Origin of the sequence: Methylobacterium amylolyticum (assembly GCF_030700245.1) — a bacterium.
Lineage (GTDB): Bacteria > Pseudomonadota > Alphaproteobacteria > Rhizobiales > Beijerinckiaceae > Methylobacterium.
Genome location: NZ_JAUYZI010000095.1, coordinates 1 through 11,049, shown reverse-complemented (window position 1 = coordinate 11,049; position 11,049 = coordinate 1). Strand labels below are relative to the sequence as shown.

Annotated in this window: 8 protein-coding genes and 4 pseudogenes; 5 read left to right on the top strand and 7 right to left on the bottom strand. The window is 70.4% G+C overall.

What is annotated here, in order from left to right; translation table 11 throughout:
- Window positions 1–152, bottom strand: a pseudogene (locus Q8W71_RS31590) (IS5/IS1182 family transposase); the annotation flags it as partial.
- Window positions 153–328: 176 nt separating this feature from the next.
- On the opposite strand from Q8W71_RS31590, the pseudogene Q8W71_RS31585 reads away from it, so the two are divergent.
- A pseudogene (locus Q8W71_RS31585) lies at window positions 329–748 on the top strand (IS3 family transposase); the annotation flags it as partial.
- Between the two features lie 7 nt (window positions 749–755).
- Here Q8W71_RS31585 and Q8W71_RS31580 read toward each other — a convergent pair.
- Window positions 756–2,156: an IS30 family transposase gene (locus Q8W71_RS31580; protein WP_305529309.1), complete on the bottom strand. Its 1,401-nt coding sequence runs from the start codon at window positions 2,154–2,156 to the stop codon at window positions 756–758.
- A gap of 43 nt (window positions 2,157–2,199) precedes the next feature.
- Between Q8W71_RS31580 and Q8W71_RS31575 the strand changes: the two are divergent.
- The 3 genes and pseudogenes from Q8W71_RS31575 to Q8W71_RS31565 form a co-directional block, all read left to right on the top strand.
- Window positions 2,200–2,511: pseudogene (locus Q8W71_RS31575) on the top strand (transposase); the annotation flags it as partial.
- Window positions 2,512–2,532: 21 nt separating this feature from the next.
- Window positions 2,533–3,117, top strand: coding sequence for a TonB-dependent siderophore receptor (locus tag Q8W71_RS31570; protein WP_370875596.1), 585 nt, complete (start codon window positions 2,533–2,535; stop codon window positions 3,115–3,117).
- Between the two features lie 96 nt (window positions 3,118–3,213).
- A protein-coding gene (locus Q8W71_RS31565) for an IS3 family transposase (RefSeq protein ID WP_305529308.1) occupies window positions 3,214–4,355 on the top strand; the annotation gives its coding sequence in 2 pieces (ribosomal slippage) (window positions 3,214–3,481 and window positions 3,481–4,355; 1,143 coding nt in all).
- A gap of 141 nt (window positions 4,356–4,496) precedes the next feature.
- On the opposite strand, the gene Q8W71_RS31560 is transcribed toward Q8W71_RS31565, so the two are convergent.
- From Q8W71_RS31560 to Q8W71_RS31540, 5 genes are all read right to left on the bottom strand, one after another.
- A complete protein-coding gene (locus tag Q8W71_RS31560) occupies window positions 4,497–5,015 on the bottom strand; it encodes a hypothetical protein (RefSeq protein WP_305529307.1) in 519 nt (172 codons plus the stop codon).
- Between the two features lie 27 nt (window positions 5,016–5,042).
- Entirely contained in the window at window positions 5,043–6,014 is a 972-nt protein-coding gene (locus tag Q8W71_RS31555; protein WP_305529306.1) for a hypothetical protein, read from the bottom strand.
- Window positions 6,015–6,464: 450 nt separating this feature from the next.
- Complete coding sequence (locus tag Q8W71_RS31550) at window positions 6,465–7,820, bottom strand: HlyD family type I secretion periplasmic adaptor subunit (RefSeq protein ID WP_305529305.1); 1,356 nt, start codon at window positions 7,818–7,820, stop codon at window positions 6,465–6,467.
- A complete protein-coding gene (locus Q8W71_RS31545) occupies window positions 7,817–9,526 on the bottom strand; it encodes a type I secretion system permease/ATPase (protein WP_305529304.1) in 1,710 nt (569 codons plus the stop codon). The genes Q8W71_RS31550 and Q8W71_RS31545 overlap by 4 nt, the downstream gene beginning before the upstream one ends.
- Before the next feature lie 145 nt (window positions 9,527–9,671).
- Window positions 9,672–10,100, bottom strand: coding sequence for a hypothetical protein (locus Q8W71_RS31540; RefSeq protein WP_305529303.1), 429 nt, complete (start codon window positions 10,098–10,100; stop codon window positions 9,672–9,674).
- Window positions 10,101–10,525: 425 nt separating this feature from the next.
- Here Q8W71_RS31540 and Q8W71_RS31535 point away from each other — a divergent pair.
- Window positions 10,526–11,049: pseudogene (locus Q8W71_RS31535) on the top strand (helix-turn-helix domain-containing protein); the annotation flags it as partial.

The window sequence follows — 11,049 nt, the reverse complement described above, 5'->3', positions numbered from 1 at the left end:
ACCACCGCTCGCAGATCGACCGTGCGCTTGTTGCCGCCCCGCTTGGCCGGCGGGATCAGCGGTTCGATCAGCGCCCACTCGGCATCCGTCAGGTCGCTGGGATAGCGCTGGCCCCTTCGATCGTACCGGCCCCGGTTCTCCTGTGTCCACATCAGCCGCCTCCAAAAAGAGGCCGCATCTCAGCACAAGATGCCGCCGAACAACAATATGATCCCAGACGGACTCTCAGAGTTCGGCAGGGACGAAGTGGCAGGCTTCCGGAGGAACGACGACCTGAACGCGAGCGCCGGGTTCGAGCATGGGCGGGCCGCCGGTGGCGGGGGTCGGCTCGCACGAGACCTACGGCGCGCCGCGCGTCCACGCCGACCTGCGTGAGCAGGGTGTACGGCACTCCCGCAAGCGCATCGCCCGGCTGATGCGCGAGGCCGGCCTCGTCGGGGCCAGCCACCGGCGCGGCGGCCCCGTCACGACCCGGCGCGATCCGGAGGCACGGCCCGCCCCCGATCTGGTCGACCGCGACTTCGCGGCCGAGGCTCCGAACCGGCTGTGGGTGGCCGACATCACCTACGTGCCGACGGCGGCCGGCTTCCTCTACCTCGCCGTGGTGCTGGACGCCTTCAGCCGCAGGGTCGTCGGCTGGGCGATGGCCAATCACCTGCGCGCGGAGCTGGTGCTGGACGCCCTGGAGATGGCCGTCACCCAGCGCAAGCCGCGCGACGTGATCCACCACTCCGACCAGGGCTCGCAGCTTGCGTTCAAGTGGTCGTCGCAACGTTATTATGGACGGATGCCATTGCGGCGTCGAGGGCCTCGGCGGGTGTCTTCCAGTTCAGGGTCTTGCGCGGCCTGCTATTGAGTGCAGCGGCCACGGCCGCGAGGTCCCCTTCGCCATGGGTGCTCAGATCGGTTTCCCTGGGAAAGTATTGTCGCAGCAATCCGTTGGTGTTCTCGTTCGTCCCGCGTTGCCACGGGGAGCGCGGATCGCAGAAGTACACCTGCAGACCTGCATCAATCCGCAGCCGCGCGTGCTCGGCCATCTCCGATCCCTGATCCCAGGTCAGCGAGCGCCGCAGTTGCTCCGGCAAGCTCGTGATCGTGCGGGTGATCGCGTCACGCACCGCCTGCGCGCCGTGGCCAGCCAGCGCAGGCCCGTTCTTCTCGCGCGGTGCCACGCCATGCCCCTCCATCGGTGGAAGGTGCAGCAGCATCGTGAAGCGTGTCGTGCGCTCGACGAGCGTGCCGATCGCCGAGCTGCGCAGCCCGAGAATGAGATCGCCCTCCCAGTGTCCCGGCACGGCGCGGTCCTGCACTTCGGGCGGACGTTCGCTGATGAGGACTTCGGGCGTGATGAACGCCTTGCCCCGGCTGTGGCTGCGCGCCCGAGGCACCCGCAAAGCTCGGCCCGTGCGCAGACACGCCGTCAACTCACGCTTCAGCGCACCCCGGCCTTGAACGTAGAGCGCTTGGTAGATGGCCTCGTGGCTGATGCGCATCGTCGCGTCACCCGGAAAGTCGAGGCGCAGGCGCTCGGCGATCTGCTGCGGGCTCCAGGCCATACCCCACCGCCGGCTCTGCCGTCGCCCGTGTCGCCGCCCCTTCCAGGGAACGGCCGGTCCGGGCACCGCGATCCCGCCTGGACTGGTGACGGCGCCGGCCAGACGATCCTGCACGTACGTCCGCAGTCTTGCGTTCGTGGCCAGCTTCGCACGCTTGGCACGCCGGGCCGCGCGCTCGGCGTGCCACTGCGCCGTCGTCGCCCGATAGTCCAGGTTGCCGCCGCGCGTGGCCGCGTTCCGCCGCAACTCGCGCGAGATGGTCGAGGCCGCCCGCCCCAGGCGGCGTGCGACCTCGCGCACCCCATGCCCCTGAACCCGCAGCAGGGCGATCTCCTCTCGCTCGGCGAACGACAGGTAGCGGTCAGACGGCGGCTTGGAGGATCGCGACAGGTGCGAGGGAGCCATCCCGCCGCCCTCTCGGAACCACCGGAAGCCAACCGGCTGCGAGATCCCGCATCCCATCGCCGCGTCCTCGCTCGATAGACCCGAGGCGACCAGCGCCCAGAACCGGCGCCGGTGCTCCTGCCGTGCCACCGGAGGTCGTCCCGGCGACCTCACCTTATCCCGCAAAGCCCGATCCGAACGCCGTCGACCCGCCATCGCCACAGCCCTCCATAAGCTGTTGCAACGACCGCGTGATTCCACCCAGTACACGTCGCTGGCCTTCGGTAATCGCTGCCGGGAGGCGGGTGTGCGCCCGTCGATGGGTTCGGTCGGCGACGCCTACGACAACGCCATGGCCGAGAGCTTCTTCTCCACCCTCGAATGCGAACCGCTCGCCCGCCGCCGCTTCCGCTCGCAGGCAGAGGCGCGCATGGCGGTCTTCAGCTACATCGAGGCCTTCTACAATCCGCTGCGCCGCCACTCGGCGCTCGGCTACCGCTCGCCCATCGTCTACGAGCAGGAGACCGGGTCAAAACCGTCAATCGAGACCCTGCTCAGCCAAGCCCCCTGAACCGTCCACAAAAACGGGGCAATCCCACTTCGCTGGGAGATCCCGGGGGCGGACACCCTCGTCAGCGCCGCAGTCTACCAGATCAATCAGCAGAACGCCCTCGTGGCCGACCCGGTCAACCCGACCTTCAGCATCCAGACCGGTCAGGTACGCTCGCAGGGTTTCGAGACCGAGGTCCGGACGAACTTCGGGCCACTCCAGGCGGTCGCTTCCTATTCCTACACCGACGCGCGGCAGGTGCGGACCACGGTGGCGGCGAACTTGAATCAGCTTCTGGACCTCGTCCCCTACCATCAAGCCGCGGTGTTCGGCACCTACGACATGGCCGCCGTCGGCCTTCCCGGCCTGCGGTTCGGCGGTGGCGTGCGCTACATCGGCAGTTCCAACATCTCGGGCGGAGTGACATTCGACACGCGGCCGGCGACCTTGTTTGATCTCGTCGCGATCTACGACTTCGGCGTCGCCGACCAGACTCTCAGGGGCTGGCGCGCCCAGTTCAACGTGCGCAATGTCCTGGACCACGCCTATGTCACCTGCGTGACCGCCAATGGCTGCCGCTACAGCGAGCCGCGCAACGTGTTCGGCACGCTTTCCTATCGTTGGTAGGGCCGGGCTTGCAGGAACTGCGGAGTGCAGTGACCTGACCGGCTGGCTTTGGACCGGGCTGATTGAGAGGATCAGCCGGGACCGAAGGAGCTGTGTATGAAGCGGGGTCAGAAGACGAGCGCGGAGCAGGTCGTGCTCAAGCTGCGCCAGATCGAGGTTCAGACGGCACAGGGCAAGAGCTTGGCGCTCGCGTGCAAAGAAGCCGAGATCTCCGAGCAGAGCTACTATCGCTGGCGCAAAGAGTACGGCGGCTTACAGATCGATCAAGCTAAGCGGATGAAGGAATTGGAGCGCGAGAATACCCGCCTGCGCCGGCTCGTGGCCGATCTGTCCCTGGAGAAGCAGGTGCTCGCGGACGTCGCTGCGGGAAACTTGTAGCCCCCGAGCGACGCCGGCAGGCGGTCGATGGTGCCCGAGAGAAGTACGGTCTCTCGGAGCGCCACGCCTGCCGGATCGTCGGTCAGCACCGCGGCACGCAGCGCTACGTGCCCACGGTTGTGGCCGACGAGGATGAGCTGACCCGCGCCATCATCGCCCTGGCGTCCGAGTACGGGCGCTACGGCTACCGCCGCGTGACCGCGCTGCTGCAAGCGGCCGGCTGGCGGGTGGGCAAGGATCGGGTTCAACGCATCTGGCGTCGTGAGGGGCTGAAGGTCCCACAGAAGCACCGACCGCGCAGCCGCCTCTGGCTGAACGACGGCTCGTGCGTGCGGCTGCGCCCGCTCCACCCCAACCACGTCTGGAGCTTCGACTTCGTCCAGGCGCAGACCCATGACGGGCGGACCCTGCGCGTCCTGACGCTGATCGACGAACACAGCCGGGCCTGCCTCGCGCTGAAGGTGGCGCGGCGCATCGGCAGCCTCGGCGTGATCGAGGCGCTGGCCGACGCGATGTGCCTGCACGGCATCCCGGAACACATTCGTTGCGACAATGGCCCCGAGATGATCGCGAAGGCGCTGCGCAAATGGGTCGCCAAGACGGGCCCGCAGATCCAGTACATCACCCCGGGCTCGCCGTGGGAGAACGGGTACTGCGAGAGCTTCAACGGCAAGTTGAAGGACGAGTGCCTGAAACAGGAGATTTTCTATTCGCTCAAGGAGGCGCAGACTGTGATCGGGATCTGGCAAACCACATACAACCGCGTCCGGCCGCATTCGTCCTTGGGCTACCGGCCGCCCGCGCCCGTCACCGTCCCGGATCTGGCCTTCCGGCTACCCATGGTCGCGGCCATGCAGTAGCCTCTCACGCGGCCCGGTCCAAAATACCGGTCAGGTCAAACCGGAAGACTTCCGGATGCATCTGGCTACGCCAGGGTTGAGAGCGTCAAAATCACATGGATGAATACTGAGGCTCCGAACACATCGACGGACACGGCCACGTCACGCAGACGCGTTTACGATCCGCCCGCCCCTGTCCGCCGCGCAGGTCAGAGTCGTCTGGCGCACCTCGTAATCCTCGCGGCCGTTGAAGCGCGAGTAGGTCAGGCGGAACGAGACCGGCGCGACGGTGCCGTCCGGTGTCCGACGCTCCGGACCGGCGGAACTCGCCTCGACCCGGACTCGGCCGAACTTGGCCGCCGCGCGGCCCACGCTCGCCTGACATGCCTCGACGAGGCTGTTGCGCCCCGGCTGATCGGGCAGCGCCGAGAACAAGTACCGGAGCGCGGTCGGCGTCCCCCGCACGGTGCCGTAGCCCGGCACGTAGCCCAGCACCGTCACCTCGCCCTGGGCGCGGGAAGCGTCCGACGCCGGGCTGAGCTGCCACGGCATCGTCCATCCGGACCCGACCGCACCCAGTGGCGCGGCGAACAGGTTGAAGGTGCTGCGCGCCGGGCCGGTCGCGCCGATCAGCGGCACGAGCGCGAGCGCGCAGATCGAGGCCAGAGCGTAGATCCGCATGATGGTCTCCTGTCCTTGGGGGCTTCGTCAGAAGGGAGTGGGCCGCAGGGAGGCCGGCAACGCGATCCCACCGATACCCTCGGCATGGGCGACGTCACGGATGGCCGGTCGGACAGGGTGCGGCGTCTGCATGGGGGCTATCGCGCCCGTGCGGCGGACGCCGTTGCGCGCGTGCGCGGCGACCCGGCCGGGTCGGGGCCGTTCCACGGTCGCGCGTGGCGGTCGAGCGTTACGCACGGGCGAGGGCTCCACACGGGCGACCGGGGGCGCGGCGCGCGCATGCGAGCGGTGCGTGCTTCCGGCCGTCTCCGCGGCGGGAGAAGCGAGGCGGGTCGGTGCTTTCGCCACGGGGGCCGGCGGCACGGAGGTCACGGGGCGGACGATCGCCGCGATCACGTCCGCCGGCTCCTGCATCGGCTCCGTGCGTGCGAGGACGGTCGGCGCGGCCGTGAGGGGCACCATCTCGTGCGGCGACAGGGTCCGTGCCGTCAGGGCCGGCACCCGCGGCTGAGCCGCACGGTCCGGGGGCAGCCCGGATACGACGTTGGGTGGGACGATCGGCTCTACGGTGCGGGCTGGGCCGATGGGGCCGACGGCCTCGGGCTGGGCGACAGCGGATTCGACGAACACCGCTGCCATCCTCGGCGTAAGCGGTTCCGTCCACCGGACCGCCCCGACATCCTCGGTGTCCGACGCCATCGGCATGGTGACGCGTGCCAGTCGCGTGTTCCGCTCCTGGTCGTCGGACGCGGCCAGCGCCGCACGGTGCGGCGTCACCATCCCCGATCCATTCCCGCTCAACGATAGCTGCACCTTGGCCGCGGTCAGGACGCCGCAGATCAGGCCGGCGGCTAGGATCGAGGCGCCGAGCGCGCGGCTGCGCGATCGTCCCCAGTCGCTCTCGGGCTTCCGCTGCCGCGGGCCGGGGGGGCCGACCACTTCGCGGGCGGCGACGGGGGATCCGTCCCCGGCGCAGGGCGGCGGGCGCTCGTCGCTCACGGGCGTGTGATCGCTTGGAGGCTGAGCGCTCGCCGCCGCGGCGGCACCCGGTCGGACGGCATGGGCGCCGGATCTTCGTCTCGATGAGGCAGCCGGACGCTCGCCTGAGCTGTCGTCGGACCGCGCCGAGGCGGGGACCGTCCTGCCGTTCCTTCGCGCGCGTTTTAGAGGAGGGCCGGGTCGCGGCGTGGGTGCCGCGCCAGTCCGCGGAGCACGGGCGACCGGAGATCCCGGCTCGTCCGCTGCGGCATCGAGCAGATCGCCGAGCCAGGGACCGGCGCGGCCTGCCGTCTTGGCGGGAGCAGGCGTCCGCGTCCCGGCCTTCCGCCGGCCTGCCGCGTCCGCCTTCAGGGCGTCGAGGTCGAGGGCCTCGTCGCCGTCGAAGTCGATGTACCAGCCGGCCGCACCGGCCGGCGGTGCATCTGCATCGCGATCGTCGCTGGGCACGGCCTACTCCTCGCGGAAGACGCGCTCGACCTGGTCGCTCAGCGGGGCGATCAGGTAGTCGAGCATCGTCCGGTTGCGGGTGGTCACGATGACCTGCGCCGGCATCCCCGGCTGCAGAACGATGTCGCGGGCGCGCAGGCCCGCCGCGTCGTCGAAGCGGACCTGCGCGGTGTAGTGACCGGTGCCCGTCCCGCCGGGGTCGTCGAGGCGGTCGGCCGAGACCGTGGCGACGCGGGCGGCCGCGATCGGCCGGCGCTTCTGCGCGATCCCGGTCAGGCGCACCTCGGCGGCCATGCCGGCGGCGACCTCGTCCACGTTCTCGGGCGGGATCTGCGCCTCGACGATGAGGGCGCGCTGGCTCGGCACGACGTCGAGCACGTGGCTGCCCGCCGCGATCACGCCGCCGACCGTGAAGGCGGTGAGCGCGACCACCGCCCCTTCGGAGGGGGCGCGCACCGTCGTCCGCTCCAGCACCGCCCGCGCGTCGATCAGCTTGGGGCCGATCTCGCCCAATCGCGCCTGCGTCTCGCGCAGCCCGTCGACGATCTCGGTGGTACGGTCGCGCTCGGCGGCGACGATGGCCAGCCGCGTTTCGCCGATCCGCTCGTCGGTGCTGGCGACCGCCGCCAGCTTCGATCCGCGGTCGGCGGTGATCTGCGCCGCCGTGCGCTCCAGCGACACCAGCCGGGTCTTGGGGGCGAAGCCCTTGGCGAACAGGTCGCGGATGCCGGCGAGCTCGTCGTCGATCAGCGCCTGCTGCCGGTCGAGCCCGGCGATCTCCACGCGGTAGCCCTTGATCTGTTCGCCGAGCTGCACGATGCGCTGGCGCCGCACGGCGATCTGGGCCTCGAACTGGCGCTTGCGCTCGCGGAACAGCGCGCCCTGGTTGCGCACGGCCTCGTCGGCCGAGGGCGTCCCCGCCCGGTCGGCCAGGGCATCGAACTTCGGTCCGTTCGCGCCGTCGCGCTCGGCGACGAAGCGCGCCTCCTGCGCCCGCAGGGCGTCGCGCTCGATCTGCAGGGTGTCGAGGCGCGCCCGCGGAGCGACGGGGTCGAGCTGCAGGAGGATCTGTCCCTTCTCGACGTGGTCGCCCTCATGCACCATCAACTCGCGTACGACGCCGCCATCCGGATGCTGGACCGCCTGCCGGTTGCCCTCGACCTTGACCACGCCGGGGGCGACGACCGCCCCGGCCAGCGGTGCCAGCCCGGCGAAGGCCCCGAAGCCGCCGAAGAACACCGCCATCACCGCCGCCCCGGCGAGCACCGGTCCCCGGGTGCCGTGGCGCGCGTGGCGCCGGTACGGCAGGCCAGGCGCCGGTGCGAGGGAGACCATGCCGCTCAGGTCTGTGCCACTCATGCGCGCGCCTCCACCGAGCGGGGCTGGCGCCGGCGCAGGGAGTCGATCAGCTCTGCGCGCGGGCCGTAGGCGGAGATCGCGCCGCCCTCCACCACGAGGATGCGGTCGGCCGCGGCGATCAGGTTGGGGCGATGCGCCACCACGAGGACGTTGGCCCCGCGCGACACCACCTCGACGATCGCCTGGATCAGCGCCATCTCGCCCGCCGCGTCGAGGTTGGCGTTCGGCTCGTCGAGGACCACGAGACGCGGATCGCCGAACAGGGCCCGCGCCAGACCGACGCGCTGGCGCTGCCCCCCTGACAGGCCGGCGCCCCCCTCGCCCAGCACGGTCTCGTAGCCGTCGGGCAGGTCGAGGATCATCGCGTGCACGCCGGCCAGCTCCGTTGCCGCGACGATGGCCGCGTCGTCGGCGTCGGCGTGGAAGCGGGCGATGTTGTCCCGGATCGTGCCGGGGAACAGCCCGGCCTCCTGCGGCAGGTAGCCGATCGCCCGGCCGTGGTCGGCCCGGCCCCACGGGTCGAGATCGACGCCGCCGAAGCGGACGCGGCCCGAACTCGGGGGCAGCGCCCCGACCACGAGCTTGGCCAGCGTGCTCTTGCCCGCCCCGCTCGGACCGACCACGCCCAGCAACTCGCCGGGCGGCAGGTCGAAGGAGACGTTGCGCAGCAGCGGGCGGCGCGTGCCCGGCAGCAGGTAGGACAAGCCCTCGACGGTGAGCCCGCCCGCCGCGATCGGCACGTGCATGCGTGCCCTCGGCGTGGGCTCAGCGCGCAGCAGGCCGTCGAGGCGCCGCAGCGCGTCGGCGCCGCCGACGAACTGACGCCAGGACGCGACCGCCTGCTCCACGGGGGCGAGCGCGCGCGCCATGATGATGCTGGCCGCGAAGATGGTCGCGGGCAGGATGGTGTGATCGATGGCGAGGTAGGCGCCGACGCCGAGCATCGCCGCCTGGAGCAGGAGGCGCAGGAAGCGGATCGCGGCGGTGGATGTCGTGTTGAGGTCGCCGGCCCGCGCCTGATCGCCCAGCATACCGTCGCGGTCGGCGTCCCAGCGGCGGGCGACGGCGGCCTGCATGCCCATCGCCCGGATCACCTCGGCGTGCCGCACGAGGCTCTCGGTGAAGGCGTAGGCGCGCGCTGCCGTGTCGGTCGCCCGCGAGAGCCTGCGCCGGGTCGCCCACTCGTTGAGGACGGCCACCGCGAGCAGGACCAGGGTCCCCAGCGCCGCGGTGGTGCCGAGCGCCGGGTGCACCAGGAACAGCAGGACGAAGTACAGGGGCGTCCACGGCGCGTCGAACAGGAAGTGGACGGCCGGGCTCGCGATGGTCATGCGGACTTGGTCCAGGTCGCGCAGGGCCTGGGCGCTGCGCGCCTCGCCGGGCCGGACCGCTCGTCCGACCGAGGCCGCGAGGACGCGGTGGGCGAGGCGGGTGTCGAGCATCGCGCCGACGCGCCCGAGGACGCGGGCGCGGATGGCGTCGAGCATGCCCATCACCGCGAGGGCGAAGGCCAGCACGAGGGTAAGCGCGACCAGGGTCGGCACGCTCTGGCTCGACAGGACGCGGTTGTAGACCTGCGTGAGGTAGAGCGGCGAGGCGAGGTAGAGCAGGTTGATGCCGCCGCTGAACAGCGCCGCCATGGCCAGCGCCGGCAGGTTACCGCGCAGGGCGGTGCCGATCTCGGGGTCGAGCGAACGCTTCGCCATCCTGCGAGGGAGCCTCCGGCGGGACGGACCGCGCGGGAAGCGGTCAGGGACGGGCGGGACGGACGTGCGCCGCGGCGTGGGCCGGGATCCGCTGGGGACCCCGGCCCGGACGGCTTGGTGCAGCCGTCCGCGTGGTTGCGCAGGCTCAGGCCGCGCCGAGCAGGCCGCCGTCGTGGTGCAGCGACTGCGTCATCGAGTCGAGCGAGCTGTCCAAGTGGAGGCTGCCCTCGAAGCTGTGCGAGCTGTAGTCGACGTTGTGGCTGGCCTGCGACGAGTCGGAGGCCGAGCCACCGAAGTCCTGCTCGTGCGAGGCGTAGGACGACGACGAGCCGTCGTCCCCGGAACCGCCCGAGGCGGTCTCGTAGGAATGCGACGCCGCGCTGCCGTTGTCGACGATCGAGGAGTCTTGCGAGCTGCTCTGGTGATCGCTGTAGGTCGTGTGGTTGGACGAGGCGTCGGCGTCGAGGTTGAGCACCTTGCTCAGGTCGAAGCTGCTGGAGGAGCCGCCGTCGCCACCGTTGCCGCCCCCACCGGTGTTGCCGCTGTCGGTGAGGGTGCTCAGGAAATCAGCCATGGAGGATTCCTTCTCTGTCGGCTGAGGGCTCGGGACGGGCACGTGAGCCGGATGGCTCCAGGAATATGCGTCCGTCCGACGAGTGCAGGCGGGAAGCCCACTCTCGACCAATCGGCATGAAATCACCCTGTTCCCAAATTAAAATCCCTAAAATTCGAGATGAAACCTATGTTATGATTGCCACGTTTGCGACTAAATCAAGACAAGCGGGGCCATAATGTCGATGTAGGACAGCGTGATGAGCTTGTCGGTATAGCCTCGATCCGGTCGAGCGCGGGGCTGTCACCATGAAGGTGAACGGTGGCTAGTAACCGGGCTTTCTCCAACCTGTCGGACTACTGACACGTCCGGATATGCCTAGAGCTATTTCCGAGCAGGTTGCGACGTGGGACTGTTTGCGGCGTTGCCGTGTGAAGGAGCCGCTGATGCCTTCACCGTTGTCCCTGGATCTGCGCGAGCGCGTCGTGGCGGCCGTGGCCGAGGGAGCGTCCTGCCATCAGGTTGCCGCGCGCTTCGGGGTCAGCGTATCGAGCGCCTGCCGCTGGTCGGAGCGCTTCCGCCAGGACGGCCACGTCGCCGCCAGGCCGTCGGGTGGCGACCATACCTCGCACCGCATCGAGGCGCATGCCGGGCTGATCCTGGCGACCTACGAGGAGCGGCCGGACCTGTTCCTGCACGAACTGCGCGACGCCCTGGCCGGGCGCGGCGTGCCCACCAGCACGAGCGGGCTGTGGCGCTTCTTCCGGCGGCATCGGATCACCCGTAAAAAGGGGCGGTCCACGCCGCCGAGCAGGCGCGGCCGGACGTGAGAGCGGCCCGCCAGGACTGGTTCGAGGCGCAGCCCGATCTCGATCCCGACACGCTGGTGTTCATCGACGAGACGGCCACCAACACGAAGATGGCCCGCCGCTATGGCCGGGCGCCGCGCGGTCATCGCTGCCGGATGGCC